Here is a 15,499-nt window from a genome sequence, read left to right on the forward strand (position 1 = left end):
TTTTATCGAGCCAAACCATTTCCTGTTCTGCCCTAAAGGATGAATTCATAAAATATAGATGGATATTTGAGATGCAAGGAGGATTTTATGCTGGATTATGGAAAAAGATTTTTGATTGTACTGTTAGTGGGAATCTGCATCAGTCTGCTGTTTATTGGAGGGCGGCTGTCGGCTGCTAACGGTATTTTTGAAAGGCCTGGCCTGATTTGGGCCGGGAATCCAGGATTGTCTGCTTTTCCTTTCGGAGAGAACCAGAAATGATAGACAGGCCTAAAAAAAACAGGTAGAAAGGTAAGGGTGAAAATTATAATATTCTGATAGTTTTTACTGGTATTTTCTGATCTCCCCCGTATAATGGAAAGATATAGGGAGGCATTAAAGATGAGAACAGACTATCATAACCATTTGGAAACAGGCACTTTGACACTCGACTATTTGAAAAAATTCACAGATCGTGCCAGGAAAGAAGGAATTGACTTTTTTGGCATTTCTGAACATGCCTATCACTTTTATGAAACCGCGGATATTCTTCAAAACGGATGGGTAAATCCCAGAAGATACTACAAAATGGAAGACTATACCTCATTGTTTAAACAGGCTTGGGATGCAGGAATTGATGTGAAAATGTCAATCGAGATGGATTATACTCCCGGCAGACACAAAGAAATGGAGAAGTTTATTTCCTCCTATGACTTTGATTATGTAATCGGATCTATCCACTGGGTTGGGGATTTTGGGATTGATCTCAAGGAATATCTCCATGAATGGGAAAAGAGAGATGTCAAGACGGTTTACAAAAAGTACTTTGATCAGGTTGTAACGCTGGCTGAAAGCAATTTATTTGATATCATCGGACATATAGATCTTGTAAAAATTTTTAACTACATACCAAGCGACGAAGAATTTCTTTTGGAGCAGTATGAAAGGGCGACGGATGCACTAAAGAATTCGAAAACCTGTGTAGAAATCAGTACCGCCGGACTCCGGAAACCCGTTGGCAAGATGTATCCTGATCCGGTTCTGCTGAAAATGTGCCGTCAAAAGGGAATCCCGATTGTATTATCATCCGATGCCCATTTCCCGGAGCATGTTGGTGCAGACTTCGACCAGGCTGAACAGCTTGCAAGGGAAGCAGGATATGACAGCTTAATGACCTTTTCAAAAGGAGAGCGGAGAGCCGTGCCGCTGGGAGATAAAACCCTAACCATATAAACGAAAAAACAGAGGGAAATGAAAGTTCCCTCTGTTTTTTCGTTTATTTTATAAATGGATTGTATGCAAAAATGTGATATCTTCCGATTCGGATAATTTTTCGACTGCCTGGGAAGAGATGGGCTTGTCGAAGGTCAGCGCCATAATCGCCTCGCCGCCTGCCTGCTTTCTTCCTACCTGCATGGTGGCAATATTTACATCTAAATCTCCAAGTACCTTTCCAACATAGCCGATTACACCCGGTTTATCTGTATGCTGAATGTATAGAAGATTTCCTTCAGGGCTGAAATCAATATTGAAGCCATTCAAACTCAGGATGCGAGGTCCATAATGATCAATATAAGCTCCACGGATTTCAAAATTCCGATTCTCTGCTTTTACAGACAGGGAAATGGAATTTGCATAGCCATATGTATTTTCGGAGGATTTTTCACCGATGGTTACGCCCCGTTCTCTAGCGACCAGAAGTGCATTAACTTCATTCACAGGTGTATCAATCATTCTTTTAAAGAAACCGGCAACGAGCACTTTGGTCAATAGACTTTTTTCAAATTCCTCCGGAACACCTGCATAGGTGACGGAAAGCTCTAAAACAGCACGTTTCGTTAATTGAGAAGCAAGGGAGCCCATCTGTTTAACCAGCAAATAGAACGGCTGGATCTTTTGAAAAATTTCCTTAGAAATCGCAGGCAGGTTAATGGAGTTGGATACAGGATTGCCATTCAGATACTGAATCACTTCCTGGGCAACCTGTGATGCGACATTCAGCTGTGCTTCCCTTGTTGAAGCTCCAAGATGGGGAGTGACAATCACTTCATCCAATTCGAGAAGCTTATTGGAAAATGGCGGTTCTTCAACAAAAACATCGAGAGCAGCCCCTCCTGCATGCTTATTGATAATGGCATTATACAGAGCATCTTCGTCAATGATGCCTCCGCGCGCGCAATTTAAGAAGTAGACGCCTTTTTTGCATAAACCGATATTTTTCTCATTGATTAATCCCTTCGTCTCTTTTGTGAGGGGAGTATGGACGGTTATGATGTCAGCCTCAGCCAGTAATTCTTCAAGTGCGGATGCCTTGACATTCAGCTGCTTTGCGCGCTCTTCAGAAAAGAAAGGATCATAGACAAGGACATTCATGCCAAAAACTTTCGCACGTTTCGCAAGTTCGGTGCCGATTCTTCCCATGCCTACAATGCCCAGGGTCTTGCCGAAAAGCTCCGTACCTGTAAACGCCGAACGCTTCCATTCCTTATTCTTTACAGAAGAATGGGCCTGGGGTATATTCCTGACCAGGGAAGCCATCATGGCAAAGGTATGTTCAGCAGTTGAGATCGTATTCCCATCCGGTGCGTTTATGACTACAACACCGTGCTTTGTTGCGGCAGTAACATCAATATTGTCAATTCCCACTCCTGCGCGGGCGACAATCTTGATCTTCGGCATGGCCGCAAACAGCTCATCTGTTACTTTTGTTTCACTTCTTACCAGAAGTGCATCAATATTCTGTAATTCTTCTCCCGCTTCCTGTACGGATTTTTGAATAACTTCCACATTCGGAGCTTCATGCAGAGGGGCTAATCCTTCCGGTTTTATAGCATCTGCGACTAAAATCTTAAACAAAATATCACCAGCCATTTCAGTAAAGTCTCAATATTCGGTTAATTCTACCTCGCTGAAAAAATATTGTCAAATAAGATAAAAGGAGTGAAAGCGCTTAAACTACGCCTGTTCCCGAATATCAAAGGCTTTTAAAATATATTGGCTTCCTTATTGTCTTAGGGGTCTTTTACTCTCGAAGTGATTTATCTTCACATCGAGAGAATTATGGTATATAATGTGTAATGTAATAAGAAAATTAATAAGTCTATCTTCGGGGCAGGGTGAAATTCCCGACCGGCGGTATTGAGCTGAAAGCTCTAAGCCCGCGAGCCTTTTTTGGCAGGATTTGGTGAGATTCCAAAGCCGACAGTACAGTCTGGATGGGAGAAGATGGAGGTTCTAAGACGTTCAAACATGCATTTATCGAACGTTTATTTGAATTTGCCATACAAGTCCCTTTCCGAATTTTTTTGGAGGGATTTTTTTATGGAATTCAAATGGACCTTTCCTCTTTTTTGGTGATAGACGAAAAGGAGAGAATAGAAATGGCAAAAACACAAAAGGTTAAAACAATGGTGGGAATTGGAATGTTCAGCAGCATTTCCTATATCCTAATGCTGCTGAACTTTCCGTTTCCTGGGTTCCCGGGTTTTCTGCTCGTTGATTTCAGCGATATTCCCGCATTGGTTGCGGCGGTTATCTTTGGTCCGCTTGCCGGTGTACTGGTGGAACTAATTAAAAATACGATTGATTACCTTGCGACTGGGGCTGCTACAGGCGTTCCGGTAGGACAAATCGCAAACTTGACAGCCGGGGTTCTGTTCATCCTGCCTTCGTATTATATTTATAAGCGGATAAGCTCCAAGAAGGGAATGGTGGCTGGCCTTATTGCTGGAACTGTCCTGATGAGCCTTTTAATGAGTGTTTTAAATTATTATGTTTTCCTGCCAGCGTATTCGATTTTCCTGGGTGCGGATATGATGACTTCTGCGCAGACTAAAAAGCTGGTTGTCGGGTCTATATTCCCTTTCAATTTGGTTAAGGGAGCATTGATCACCATCGTGTTTATGCTTTTATTTGCAAGGCTGCGCACTTGGCTTGAGAAGCAGGCTATATATAAGAATGTATAAACAAAAACCCGCAGGCTTTTCTATAGCCTGCGGGTTTTATTTCATGCATTTATTCGAATTTAACCGGATCGCCATCAAAAGGATCATCTGCCACTTTGATTGAATCTGTCGGGCAGCCTTCAAACGCATCCATCATATCATCCAGCAATACATCAGGAATTTCTACAATTCCTTGATTGTCATCAAGTGTTACATATGCAATGCCTTCATCGTCATAATCATAAATATCAGGTGCCGCAGCGCCGCATGCACCGCAGGCAATGCAAGTATCCTTATCAACGATCGTATATTTGGCCATTGTTTACCCTCCCATTATTAAACACTATGTACTGTGTATTTCTTAAAAAACAACAGAAAACATGGTTACTAAAATTCATTGTAAAGCTGTTTTATAAACTTTTCAAGGACAAAAGAATTGTAAGTGTTTTCATGGATTGCTTGAGAGAACTTAATTTGGCAATAATTTCACCTAAACATCCAGACTGAGGACAGAATGTGACAAAATCCTAAAAGAACTATAAATTTTCAACACAGTATACCTTAGTATTTGTTAAAATTAAGACAGGTATTAGTAAAACTAAAGCGAGTGATTCTGTGATGCATTCCTACATGGAAGGAATAATTTTATACTGCCTTTCTAAGCTGAACGGCGAGAGGTCTATCTCTGGTCTATACCATCTGTTAAAGGGTAAAAAGTCCTCGCAGACCATCCAGGATGGGCATTTATTCGGGATCAGCTGTTTTTTTGGGGTTTACCCCTCCATAACCCGGGAAGCACTCCTGGAACTGCAGAAACAGTTTGCGGAACGGGGACTCCTGAATGCAGTTACTAATAATTATGCGGTAAGTCAGCTTGGCATGAAAGAACTGAGAATATTTTTTGAGAGATATCCGTTACTGGAACACATAAATGGGTGGGAAATACAAAATCGTGCAGAAGTGTTCTGGAAAAGGCTGTCTTTGATGATTCAGGCTGTTTCCTATTTAGTCCGCAATGAAAAGGAGTATCTCCCCATTCAAAAGGATCAGCAAATCCAAAATTGGGTAAAGCAATATATAAAGAGCTTGAAGGGAAACCGCTTTGAGATTCCTGAGAAGCTTTATGAAGAGCTTTTCGGGCTGTTAAACGAGGTCAGCGAAAGGGAGCAAAAGGTTTTTATCCTGCGCCTCAGCAGTCCGGTCCGTACGGGTCTGACGTACCGTCAGATTGCCGATGAGCTACAAATTGAGGAAAGCTATGGATATTTCTTATTTCTTAATACCCTGCATTATATGGTGGCCGAAGTTTCACGGCATAGAGGCCGCTTTGGATTGCTTGCAGGCATGGCAGAGGTGCCGAGGGATTCCGGGAAAGCTGTGACACAGTCCACTTTTGCCACTTATAAGCTGATTCAGTCGGGCCTTACGAAGGAACAGATAGCCGCAGCAAGAAGATTAAAGGTCAGTACCATAGAAGATCATATGGTGGAATTGGCCTTTATGGATGAAGGCTTTGATATTTCGCCATATCTAAGGCCGGGTCTTGAAGCAGACATTTTGTCCATAGCACGGTTACACAAGACAAAAAAGTTAAAAGACATCAAAGGAAGACTTGCTGAAGAGGCAAGCTATTTTCAAATCAGGCTTGTACTTGCCAGATATGGAGAAAACGTATGAAACAACTCGAAGTGTATCTTGAAAAATATTTTGGATATAAGGAATTCAGGGAAGGGCAGAAGGAAACAATCTCACAGCTGTTACAAGGGACAAATACACTGAGCATGCTGCCAACAGGGACTGGAAAGTCTTTGTGCTATCAGCTGCCGGTCTATATTACAGGAAAACCTGCAGTTATTGTTTCTCCCCTTCTTTCATTAATGCAGGATCAGGCAGAACAGTTAAGGGTCCGCGGTGAAAAACGGGTAATTTCCTTCAATTCCTTTCTATCCTTTGAAGAAAGACAAACAGCCATGAGGAATTTACATTCATATAAATTTATTTTTGTATCACCGGAAATGCTGCAATCCAGACAGCTTCTGGCTGGACTATCCAGCCTGGATATTGGTTTCTTTGTAGTGGATGAAGCTCATTGTATTTCGCAGTGGGGATATGATTTCCGCCCAGACTATCTGCAGCTCAAAAGGGTCCGCAAAGAACTGTCCAATCCTTTGACGCTTGCCCTGACAGCTACTGCCACTCCCCAGGTGAGGAAGGATATCATCCGGCAGCTTGGCGAAGGGGAGTTTGCTGAAATTTTGTCCTCGATTGACCGCAAAAATATCGGGCTGATTGTGGAAAAAGCGGAAAGCTATGAAGACAAGCTTCAAAGGATGGCTGAGCTTGCCAAAAAACTTGGCGGACCGGGAATCATTTATTTCTCCAGCAGAAAATCGGCAGAAACTGCAGCCGAGTATCTATCCAGAAACCTGGAGGCAAGAACGGCCTATTACCATGGCGCCCTTGAACAGGAACAAAGAATCCTGCTGCAGCAGCAGTTCATAAATGGCGAGCTGGATGTAATTTGTGCCACAAGCGCTTTTGGGATGGGAATCAACAAACAGGACATCAAGTATGTGATTCATTTCCAAATGCCCATGCAGATGGAATCATACATCCAAGAAATTGGCCGGGCAGGCAGGGATGGCAGCGATAGCATTGCCATACTTTTATATCTTGATGGGGATGAAGGCCTTCAATGGAATTTCATTGAAAATGAACTGCCTTCTGACTCCCAGATTCACGGGTTATTTCATTTCTTGGAGGGAAATCGTCCTGGGACCCTTCCGGAATTGCAAAAGCTGCTATTCTCGAATGAGCTTGGCAGCCTGCTGAATATGAATGAGATTCAGCTGCGTATTATCCAGCATCTATTTCAGGAAGTGGATTCGCTGGATGCTTTTGGACAGCTGAAGGAACAGATTTTTGAGTATATCAGCGAGAGAAAACATTCAAAAATTCATAAGCTCCAGCAGTTTATGGACTGGGTGAAGGGCCATGCCTGCAGGAGGGAAACAGCGTCCGGCTATTTCAATCAGGAGCTTTTAGAAAAACCGGTATGGTGCTGTGATATCTGCGGATTGAAGGCTGAACAATACTTCAGCGAAGGGCTGAATAGGAAAAAAGCCGGTTCCAAGCCTTTTCATTGGAAGGAAGAGCTAAGGGAGATCCTGCTTCCGGTGAAACAGTCCTTATGAAAAATAAACAGGCAGAAATCATTAAAACACTCTCAGACCGCCAGCTGTTATTTCACTTAATGCTCACCCAGTTTTTACTGCTTTTCCTATCAGGCGTTTTAGGTTTTTTCCTATTTTCAGGCTGGAATGATTTCAAGGCGCTGTTTCGAATATCAGACAGTAATATATGGACGATTGGCATTCCGGCTGGCCTCCTTACTGTCCTGCTAGATTCCATGCTGACGAAAATCCTGCCTGAAAAATACCAGGATGACGGCGGAATCAATGAACGCATCTTTAAGAGCCTTTCCTATCCCATGCTCCTTGTTGTGCCGGCTGTTGTTGCCGTATGTGAGGAAGTTTTGTTCAGGGGAGTCCTCCAATCCAATCTTGGCTTAATAACGGCAAGCCTGATATTTGCACTCGTGCATTACAGGTATTTGTTTAATTGGTACTTATTTGTTAATATGGTAATTCTCAGTTTCTTTATGGGATATCTATTCTACTGGACAGAAAATTTATGGGTTTGTATGGCTGTTCATTTTATTATTGACTTTCTGCTCGGTCTCTCTATTAAATTTAAACACTCTTAGAACCGAAGGCGGAAGAATGCAAAGTGAGGAATGAAAAATGGAAAGCAAACTGAAACAGCATGAAGGGGACGAACGTCCTGCCATCGTGAATGAAAAAGCAGCTATGCCTTCCCGGAGCGAATTTCATCAAAAGAAGCGTGAAAAAGTGAAGGAGAAAAAAAAGAAGCGGAAAGTCAAATTTCCGCTGCTGAAAATCCTCTCTTTCTCTTTTATCCTGCTGCCCATTGCCATCTTCTGCGCCTATCAATATTTTGGGAGCCAGAAAGGAAATGCAGCAAAGGAAGATACCGATGTGGAAATGGTAATTTATGATAAATCCGGTGATGCTTCGAGCAGTACTCAGGAAAGAAAAAAGCCTGTAAACAACACAGCTGGAACAGAGACTGATTCTGGTGTTAAATCGTCGGTAACACAGACTGAACCGGACTCCGGAGCTTCACAAAGCACGGATCGTACTTCAGATGCTGAAGGCAATGATCAATATCAAATCGTATATCATAAAGTGCTTCCGGGCGAGACGGTCTTCCGGATATCAATGGAATACTATAAATCCCAGGAAGGAATTCCTTTAATTCAAAAATGGAATGGATTAAAGGGAAATGAAATCACAGAGGGTCAAACACTTAAGATCCCGCTGAAGAAAGAATGATTTTTTAAGGGTTTGGATGCTTTGGTCCAGACCCATTTTATTGTGTTCGTACTGGAACATTCATTTGCAGAACCTGCCTGGAATGGAACTCAGGCAGCTGATGTAAGAAGCAAAACCACCAAGGAAAACTTTAGTTATGAGTGTCCGGACAGGCTCATAAACTCTTGGTAAAGGACTTGGGAGGGAAGAGCTATGGAAGCATGCATAAAGGCACTGGACGAACAAACTGATGAGGCAACCAAACAGATGCTGCAGGCAGTAGTGAATCGAAAACGTAAATTTAAGAAATATAAGCAGAACCACCTTATGACGGTCAATGCCTGTTTGATCATAAGCATGATGTTCCTGCTATATATCTACTTTTTTATCGCCAAACCGTATTCTTATTCGTTTTTTTCCATGTTCTCTGTTTTTGTGAACAGCTCAGTAAACTTTGTCTGCCTTGTCCTGTCTATCAGCATGTATGGATATATGATCGTACTTAAAAAGAAAAAAGATAAAGCAGAGAAAGAGTTTCATGCACTTCGCTGTGAAATTATCGACAAAAGCAAACATCTATGGAAAAAAGACAGCTCATGGAATTCCAGGCACAAGGTGTTTGAAATGATGAAAAAGAATTTTGATATTAACTTATATCATGAAAATAAGTAAGCCTTACAGGATGGCAAAGCTGACAGATATTGCTCATCAATTCCATGAACATATATTTCGTTAGTGACCTTTGACGTTGCTGATAAGTTTGTACGGAGGATCGTCATGAAGGTGGAGAAGAATTCAAATATTCAAAAGTTCATGAGCAGACTGGAGAAGTCAGGCTTTACCATACTGAATGTAACGGAAGATGAGTAATGGCTGTTCGTGAATTCCGGCTTTGATAAAAAGAAAAAATATTTTACCGCCCCCTCTCATATGGTACAAAGAGGGGGTTTTTTATGCATGAAATCATTCGTTGTATAGCAGGCTTTATCTCGGGATATTTATACATAAAATGGCTGGAGATTCCTGTCCCGTTTTCAGCAGGAGAATTTATAGCAGGAGTCATTCTGGAACCCTTTAAATTTTTTGCGGCAGCAATCGCATTTCTTGCAGGGTTCTTATTTTACGCTATCCTGCTCAGGGAGTTATTCTTAACCGTCCTACAATGGACAAAAAATATCCAGACTGCAAAGTGGAAAATACTCATCTATTTTGGCGTTATCCTGAGTCTGGGCATTCTTTATACGGCAGGTAAATGGCAGACTCTTGTCCTTTTCTGTTTCAGCTGCATGTATGGTATGATTTCAATAGACATTAAAAGTCTCCATAAAAAAAGGCTATCTGGATGATTAAGGAGAATGTATGCTGATATTGGTTATATCTATATTTATGATTGCTGCTCTGGCGCTGTTGCTTTATATGTGGAGGCTTGCTTTTTTGGATCAGGTGCTCGAGCATGAACTGAGATTTGAGGATTTTCCCAAAAGCTTTGGAAAACTGACCATTTTCTTTATTTCAGATATACACAGACGAATCGTTTCCGGCCATATTCTGCAGCAAGTGTCTAACAGGGCGGACATCGTTGTGATAGGCGGGGACCTTGCAGAAAAAAATGTCCCTTTTGAGAGAGTAGAAGATAATATTAGGAAATTATCAGGACTTGCTCCTGTTTACTTTGTCTGGGGAAATAATGACTATGAAATGGATTATCACCTTCTTGACGCTACTCTTTTAAAATATGGTGTCAAGATTCTGGATAATACAGCGGTATTATTCGAATCTGATGAAGGAGATAAAATTTCACTGCTTGGAATCGATTATGTTGATGGGGAACGAGACCGGCTGGACCTGGCCCTGAAGGATGCAGAGGAAGATTCATTTAAAATCTTAGTAAGCCATACTCCTGCTGTTCTGGGACAGGTAGAGCCGGAGCATGACATCAGGCTGCTATTGAGCGGCCATACTCATGGAGGGCAGATCCGGCTGTTCGGATACGGACGCTATCAGAAGGGAAGGATAGCCAGCCGTGGTTCTCTTACATATCTTGTCAGCAATGGCTATGGTACAAGCCTTGTTCCGTTAAGGCTGGAGGCAAAGCCTGAGACACATCTCATGACCATCCAGCCCAAATAAGCCTGCTTTTTAAAATCAGCTGGAAAGGGATATGCACCCTGAAATGCCATGTTCAATATGATACTTTGAAGATGGTGTATTCAGGAGGCATCCCAATGAAGCTTGAGCGGCTGTCCAGTAATAAAATTAAAATTTTTTTAACCTTTGATGATTTAATGGACCGCGGATTAACTACAGAGGATATTAAGGCAAATTCGCTTAAGGTTCATAAGCTATTCTACAGTATGATTGAAGAGGCATGCAGCGCCTTGGATTTTGAAATGATCGGATCTATCGGGGTGGAGATCTTTTCGTTAAAGGCCCAGGGCCTTATTGTGATCGTAACAAGAGAAGAAGAAGACGAAATGTTTAATGACCTGGAGTCCCTATTTGAACTTGATGTCAGGCTTGCTGACAACTGTGATATCTTTTACGAGTTTCTGGAGCTTGAACATGTGATACAGCTCTGCCATCGTCTGCAAGTCATCGGAATACGTTCCGGATCCCTTTATAGTTATTGCGGCCGTTATTTTCTGCTGCTGGAGGGTGTATCAGACCAGCATTATGAAACGGTGGTCTCCATTGCGTCAGAATATGGAAGCCCGACTGCGCTGACCAGCCATCAAATTGTGGAATATGGAGCAGCAGTCATTGAAGGTTCTGCCATCACCACTATCACCCATTATTTTTCCTTGTAAGAAACTAAAGCTAGTCATAGCGGATATAAAGAAACAGTTTACGATCTGCGTAAGCTGTTTTTTTGGGCTCACTTAAACTAGCAAAGATCAAAAATGACAGCGTTTTCAAATTAAATCTGAAAAATGGATTTTTAGGATTTTTCTCCTTTGCACAGAGGTTTCAAAGGTGTATACTATGTCTGAAAGAGCGGCCCTGCCCGATTATAGAATTCTTAGGAGGATACTAATGGTAGCCGAAAAAAGCAATGAAACTGCAACTCAAGAAGATAAGCATGATGTGCTTAAATCGACTCAGACAGTAATTCATAAAGCATTGGAGAAGCTTGGATATCCAGAGGAAGTTTATGAACTGCTGAAGGAACCTATTAGAATGATGACCGTGAAAATTCCAATCAGGATGGATGACGGATCTATAAAGATTTTTACTGGCTATAGAGCTCAGCATAATGATGCTGTTGGACCAACAAAGGGAGGGATCCGTTTTCACCCGAACGTAACAGAACGTGAAGTAAAAGCGCTTTCTATTTGGATGAGCTTAAAATGCGGCATTGTGGACCTTCCGTACGGCGGGGGTAAGGGCGGAATCATCTGCGATCCAAGGAACATGTCTTTCCATGAACTGGAGCGCCTCAGCCGTGGATATGTCAGGGCAATCAGCCAGATTGTAGGACCAACAAAGGATATTCCAGCACCGGATGTCTTTACAAACTCGCAGATCATGGCCTGGATGATGGATGAATACAGCAGGATAGATGAATTTAATTCACCGGGGTTCATCACGGGAAAACCTCTTGTGCTTGGAGGCTCTCACGGCCGTGAATCAGCGACAGCTAAAGGGGTTACAATCTGTATCCGTGAAGCAGCAGCTAAAAAGGGCATCCAGATTGAAGGCGCCAGGGTAGTCATCCAGGGCTTCGGGAATGCCGGAAGCTACCTGGCTAAATTTATGCATGATGCGGGAGCGAAAGTGATCGGTATTTCTGATGCCTATGGAGCCCTTCATGATCCTGATGGCCTTGATATTGATTACCTTCTTGACCGCAGGGACAGCTTTGGAACAGTTACAAAACTATTTAAGAACACAATCAGCAATAAAGAGCTTCTTGAGCTTGATTGTGATATTTTGGTGCCTGCAGCCATTGAAAATCAAATCACCGAAGAAAATGCCCATAATATCAGAGCGAAAATCGTAGTTGAGGCTGCAAACGGCCCTACCACCATCGAAGCTACCCAAATTCTTACAGACCGGGGCATCCTTCTTGTACCGGATGTTCTCGCTTCCTCCGGCGGTGTAACGGTCTCTTATTTCGAATGGGTGCAGAATAATCAGGGCTACTATTGGACTGAAGAAGAAGTAGAGGAAAGACTGGAGAAAATCCTGGTCAAATCCTTCAACAACATTTACGACACCGCCCAAAGCAGACGCGTCGACATGAGACTTGCCGCCTACATGGTAGGAGTAAGAAAAATGGCCGAAGCAAGCAGATTCAGGGGATGGATATAAAGAAAAGCGGAAAGCGGTGCCTTCCACTTCAAAAATTGATCAGGAATTCTATGTATCTCTAAAAATAATGTGAGAAACCTATACCTTGGAAGGCAGAGTCCTGACAAGCATAAGCCAAACCGCGCATGGGAAGTGCTTTTCCTTCCCATGCGCGGTTTGGCTTATGACTCGAAGGACTCAGCTTGGAGCTGGACAAGAAGAAAAGCGGAGAACGGTGCTTTTCAAGCTCGCCTAGTCTAAAGCAGAATGATAAGGAAAAAGATTACAAAAACTAGACTTATTGAAAAGCAGACACCTGAAAGGCATAAGACGGACGGCAGTGAAAGGCGCTTTTTGCCTTTTGCTGGCGGCTGGCTTATGCCCGAAGGTGTCAGTTCGGAGCTGGACAAGAAGAAAAGCGGAAAGCGGTGCCTTCCACTTCAAAAATTGATCAGGGATTCTATGTATCTCTAAAAATAATGTGAGAAACCTATACCTTGGAAGGCAGAGTCCTGACAAGCATAAGACGAACCGTGCATGGGAAGTGCTTTTCCTTCCCATGCGCGGTTTGGCTTATGACTCGAAGGACTCAGCTTGGAGCTGGACAAGAAGAAAAGCGGAAAGCGGTGCCTTTCACTTCAAAAATTGATCAGGGATTCTATGTATCTCTGAATAATGTGAAAAAACCTATATATTGGAAGGCAGAGTCCTGACAAGCGTAAGACGAACCGCCCATGGGAAGTGCTTTTTCTTCCCATGGGCGGTTCGTCTTATGACTCGAAGAATCGCATTCTTCTCCCAAAATCTCACTATGAAGCATAATAATTAGGAAAAGTGTTAGTGCAGAATACCTGATATTTGAAACAAATAAAAAAATCTCCTATCATTGGAATATATAGAATGATGAAATATAAAATAAATTGTTTAGTGAGACAACACAAGAGGAGTGCCGTCATGCAGAATGAAGATGCAATCATTATTGGAGGAGGCCCATGCGGCCTGGCCGCTGCCATCGCCCTTATAGAGCTGGGGAAGAATCCCCTGGTTATAGAAAAAGGAAATATTGTTAATTCCATTTATCATTACCCAACCCATCAGACGTTTTTTAGTTCCAGTGAAAAGCTGGAAATTGGTGATGTTGCGTTTATTATTGAAGGCAGAAAACCTGTCCGCAATCAAGCTTTGGCCTATTATCGAGAAGTAGTGCGGAGGAAAAAGCTCAGAATCAATTCGTTTGAAAAAGTAGAAGGTGTTGAGAAGTCAGCTGACAGCTCCTTCATTGTAAAAACGTCCAAAGGAGAGTATAAGACTCCAAATGTTGTGATTGCTACGGGGTATTATGACAACCCGAATTATATGAACATTCCTGGAGAAGATTTAGATAAAGTGTTCCATTATTTTAAAGAAGCGCATGAATTCTTTGATAAGGATGTTGTGGTGATAGGCGGAAAGAATTCCAGTGTGGATGCTGCGCTTGAACTGGTTAAGGCTGGGGCAAGAGTAACCGTATTTTACAGAGGCATGGAATACTCAAAAAGCGTAAAGCCATGGATTCTGCCAGAGTTTGATTCTTTAGTCAGAAATGGAACGATCAAAATGGAATTCAATGCTCATGTTACGCGCATTACCGATGACTCGGTCGAATATCGAATCGATGGGGAAAACCAAGCTGTAAAAAATGACTATGTTTTTGCCATGACAGGCTACCATCCGGATCATAGCTTTCTAAAAGCAATAGGGATACAGATTGACGAAGAAACTGGCAGACCTATTCATAATCCGGAAACAATGGAAACCAATATTCCGGGATTATTCATTGCCGGAGTAATTGCGGCGGGAAATAATGCGAATGAAATTTTTATTGAAAACGGCCGCTTCCATGGAGGCTTAATTGCGGATTGCATCAAAGCCAAGGAGGAAGCAGGCAGAAGATGATCATGGCGAGGATTATGACAGCAAGAGAATTAACCTTGCTGTACTTTGGGCCAGCTATAATAAGGCAGTTCAGGGGAATTTCAAGTAATTTGCGGCACTCTGCCACAGCCGTTTGAAGATTATTGTTCAATTTCATTTTCATTTGGGGCCGATTCTGTTACGATTGACATATAACATGTAGAAATGAGGTCAGCACATGCTGGTCATTTTAACAGCCGGAATAGCTCCTGGCTTGGCATTGCTCAGTTATTTTTATTTAAAGGATTATTACGGAACAGAACCTTTGTCAGTGGTATTTAAAGCATTTATTTCCGGAGCGGTTCTTGTACTTCCTATTATGTTTTTAGAGTACGTATTAAAGAAAGAACATATTATCTTAAATCATTTTTCCTCAGCGTATTTTTCTGCAGGATTGATTGAAGAATTTTTTAAATGGTTTATTCTGCTATATGTGATCTATAATCATGTGGAATTTGATGAGCCATATGACGGAATCGTTTATGGCGCATCTGTCTCACTCGGATTTGGCACGCTGGAAAATATTTTATATTTAATAGGAAATGGAGTGGACCAGGCTTTTGGAAGAGCACTCCTTCCGGTATCCAGTCATGCTTTATTCGGAGTGATCATGGGTTATTATTTCGGAAAAGGCAAATTTACCGATAAGAATAAATTCGTTTTTATCCTGCTGGCGTTTGCCGTCCCTTATCTTCTTCACGGAACATATGATTATATCTTGCTTACACAGGAAAATTGGAGCTATTATATGCTCCCGTTCATGGCTTTCTTATGGTGGTACGGATTGCGAAAAGTAAAAATGGCAAGAATTCTTTCAGACATACATGCTTCAAAATTATTAGAACAGAAAAAAACCCGTCAGGTAGGGGCTCTATAGTCCGCATCCTGGCGGTTTTTTTGTGTTTTCATTTGAATATGTAAGGATGCCCAGTTCCACAT

Annotated in this window: 16 protein-coding genes and 1 riboswitch; of the genes, 14 read left to right on the forward strand and 2 right to left on the reverse strand. The window is 42.1% G+C overall.

The genetic code is table 11. The annotated features are described in order from the left end of the window. Positions 1 to 87: 87 nt before the first annotated feature. Positions 88 to 261, forward strand: coding sequence for a hypothetical protein (locus H539_RS31680; RefSeq protein WP_155890145.1), 174 nt, complete (start codon positions 88 to 90; stop codon positions 259 to 261). A gap of 120 nt (positions 262 to 381) precedes the next feature. Beyond that, a complete protein-coding gene (locus H539_RS0118725) occupies positions 382 to 1,212 on the forward strand; it encodes a histidinol-phosphatase (protein WP_026694786.1) in 831 nt (276 codons plus the stop codon). Between the two features lie 48 nt (positions 1,213 to 1,260). On the opposite strand, the gene serA is transcribed toward H539_RS0118725, so the two are convergent. After that, positions 1,261 to 2,835, reverse strand: coding sequence for a phosphoglycerate dehydrogenase (gene serA / locus H539_RS0118730; RefSeq protein WP_026694787.1), 1,575 nt, complete (start codon positions 2,833 to 2,835; stop codon positions 1,261 to 1,263). 242 nt (positions 2,836 to 3,077) lie between these two features. Continuing rightward, positions 3,078 to 3,210, forward strand: a riboswitch (FMN riboswitch). Positions 3,211 to 3,359: 149 nt separating this feature from the next. Between serA and H539_RS0118735 the strand changes: the two genes are divergently transcribed. Continuing rightward, positions 3,360 to 3,944: an ECF transporter S component gene (locus H539_RS0118735; RefSeq protein ID WP_035323472.1), complete on the forward strand. Its 585-nt coding sequence runs from the start codon at positions 3,360 to 3,362 to the stop codon at positions 3,942 to 3,944. A 49-nt stretch (positions 3,945 to 3,993) separates the two neighbouring features. On the opposite strand, the gene H539_RS0118740 is transcribed toward H539_RS0118735, so the two are convergent. Beyond that, positions 3,994 to 4,242, reverse strand: a complete 249-nt coding sequence (locus H539_RS0118740; protein ID WP_026694789.1) for a ferredoxin — start codon at positions 4,240 to 4,242, stop codon at positions 3,994 to 3,996. 311 nt (positions 4,243 to 4,553) lie between these two features. On the opposite strand from H539_RS0118740, the gene H539_RS0118745 reads away from it, so the two are divergent. The 11 genes from H539_RS0118745 to prsW all read left to right on the forward strand — a co-directional run bounded on the left by H539_RS0118745 (position 4,554) and on the right by prsW (position 15,437). After that, positions 4,554 to 5,600: a YpbB family protein gene (locus H539_RS0118745; RefSeq protein WP_162144755.1), complete on the forward strand. Its 1,047-nt coding sequence runs from the start codon at positions 4,554 to 4,556 to the stop codon at positions 5,598 to 5,600. Next, positions 5,597 to 7,117 carry a RecQ family ATP-dependent DNA helicase gene (locus tag H539_RS29060; protein ID WP_035323310.1) on the forward strand — a complete coding sequence of 507 codons (1,521 nt, stop codon included), beginning with the start codon at positions 5,597 to 5,599 and terminating at the stop codon, positions 7,115 to 7,117. Before H539_RS0118745 ends, H539_RS29060 begins: the two co-directional genes overlap by 4 nt. After that, positions 7,114 to 7,689 carry a type II CAAX endopeptidase family protein gene (locus H539_RS0118755; protein WP_026694791.1) on the forward strand — a complete coding sequence of 192 codons (576 nt, stop codon included), beginning with the start codon at positions 7,114 to 7,116 and terminating at the stop codon, positions 7,687 to 7,689. The genes H539_RS29060 and H539_RS0118755 overlap by 4 nt, the downstream gene beginning before the upstream one ends. A gap of 37 nt (positions 7,690 to 7,726) precedes the next feature. Beyond that, on the forward strand, positions 7,727 to 8,338 hold the full coding sequence (locus tag H539_RS30255; RefSeq protein WP_051348676.1) for a LysM peptidoglycan-binding domain-containing protein: 612 nt from the start codon (positions 7,727 to 7,729) through the stop codon (positions 8,336 to 8,338). Positions 8,339 to 8,530: 192 nt separating this feature from the next. Continuing rightward, entirely contained in the window at positions 8,531 to 8,989 is a 459-nt protein-coding gene (locus H539_RS0118765; protein ID WP_026694792.1) for a DUF2663 family protein, read from the forward strand. 281 nt (positions 8,990 to 9,270) lie between these two features. Beyond that, on the forward strand, positions 9,271 to 9,663 hold the full coding sequence (locus H539_RS0118775) for a hypothetical protein (RefSeq protein WP_026694793.1): 393 nt from the start codon (positions 9,271 to 9,273) through the stop codon (positions 9,661 to 9,663). Positions 9,664 to 9,676: 13 nt separating this feature from the next. Next, on the forward strand, positions 9,677 to 10,447 hold the full coding sequence (locus H539_RS0118780) for a metallophosphoesterase (protein ID WP_026694794.1): 771 nt from the start codon (positions 9,677 to 9,679) through the stop codon (positions 10,445 to 10,447). Between the two features lie 95 nt (positions 10,448 to 10,542). After that, positions 10,543 to 11,124, forward strand: coding sequence for an adaptor protein MecA (locus H539_RS0118785; protein WP_026694795.1), 582 nt, complete (start codon positions 10,543 to 10,545; stop codon positions 11,122 to 11,124). 226 nt (positions 11,125 to 11,350) lie between these two features. Then, the gene (locus H539_RS0118790; protein WP_026694796.1) at positions 11,351 to 12,628 is read left to right on the forward strand and encodes a Glu/Leu/Phe/Val family dehydrogenase; all 1,278 of its coding nucleotides are present in this window, start codon (positions 11,351 to 11,353) and stop codon (positions 12,626 to 12,628) included. Between the two features lie 933 nt (positions 12,629 to 13,561). Then, positions 13,562 to 14,542, forward strand: a complete 981-nt coding sequence (locus H539_RS0118805; protein ID WP_026694798.1) for a YpdA family putative bacillithiol disulfide reductase — start codon at positions 13,562 to 13,564, stop codon at positions 14,540 to 14,542. Between the two features lie 196 nt (positions 14,543 to 14,738). Then, the gene (prsW, locus tag H539_RS0118815; protein ID WP_026694799.1) at positions 14,739 to 15,437 is read left to right on the forward strand and encodes a glutamic-type intramembrane protease PrsW; all 699 of its coding nucleotides are present in this window, start codon (positions 14,739 to 14,741) and stop codon (positions 15,435 to 15,437) included. The last annotated feature ends 62 nt before the right edge of the window (positions 15,438 to 15,499 follow it).

It is taken from the genome of Peribacillus kribbensis DSM 17871 (assembly GCF_000430765.1).
Classification (GTDB): Bacteria; Bacillota; Bacilli; order Bacillales; family DSM-1321; genus Paraperibacillus; species Paraperibacillus kribbensis.

Bases quoted from the DNA above. Each gene is read 5' to 3' on its own strand.
- H539_RS0118755 (WP_026694791.1), top strand. From the start codon at position 7,114: ATGAAAAATAAACAGGCAGAAATCATTAAAACACTCTCAGACCGCCAG.
- H539_RS30255 (WP_051348676.1), top strand. From the start codon at position 7,727: ATGGAAAGCAAACTGAAACAGCATGAAGGGGACGAACGTCCTGCCATC.
- H539_RS0118740 (WP_026694789.1), bottom strand. From the start codon at position 4,242: ATGGCCAAATATACGATCGTTGATAAGGATACTTGCATTGCCTGCGGT.
- H539_RS0118765 (WP_026694792.1), top strand. From the start codon at position 8,531: ATGGAAGCATGCATAAAGGCACTGGACGAACAAACTGATGAGGCAACC.
- H539_RS31680 (WP_155890145.1), top strand. From the start codon at position 88: ATGCTGGATTATGGAAAAAGATTTTTGATTGTACTGTTAGTGGGAATC.
- H539_RS29060 (WP_035323310.1), top strand. From the start codon at position 5,597: ATGAAACAACTCGAAGTGTATCTTGAAAAATATTTTGGATATAAGGAA.
- H539_RS0118785 (WP_026694795.1), top strand. From the start codon at position 10,543: ATGAAGCTTGAGCGGCTGTCCAGTAATAAAATTAAAATTTTTTTAACC.
- H539_RS0118775 (WP_026694793.1), top strand. From the start codon at position 9,271: ATGCATGAAATCATTCGTTGTATAGCAGGCTTTATCTCGGGATATTTA.
- H539_RS0118725 (WP_026694786.1), top strand. From the start codon at position 382: ATGAGAACAGACTATCATAACCATTTGGAAACAGGCACTTTGACACTC.
- H539_RS0118790 (WP_026694796.1), top strand. From the start codon at position 11,351: ATGGTAGCCGAAAAAAGCAATGAAACTGCAACTCAAGAAGATAAGCAT.
- H539_RS0118805 (WP_026694798.1), top strand. From the start codon at position 13,562: ATGCAGAATGAAGATGCAATCATTATTGGAGGAGGCCCATGCGGCCTG.
- H539_RS0118780 (WP_026694794.1), top strand. From the start codon at position 9,677: ATGCTGATATTGGTTATATCTATATTTATGATTGCTGCTCTGGCGCTG.
- prsW (WP_026694799.1), top strand. From the start codon at position 14,739: ATGCTGGTCATTTTAACAGCCGGAATAGCTCCTGGCTTGGCATTGCTC.
- H539_RS0118735 (WP_035323472.1), top strand. From the start codon at position 3,360: ATGGCAAAAACACAAAAGGTTAAAACAATGGTGGGAATTGGAATGTTC.
- H539_RS0118745 (WP_162144755.1), top strand. From the start codon at position 4,554: ATGGAAGGAATAATTTTATACTGCCTTTCTAAGCTGAACGGCGAGAGG.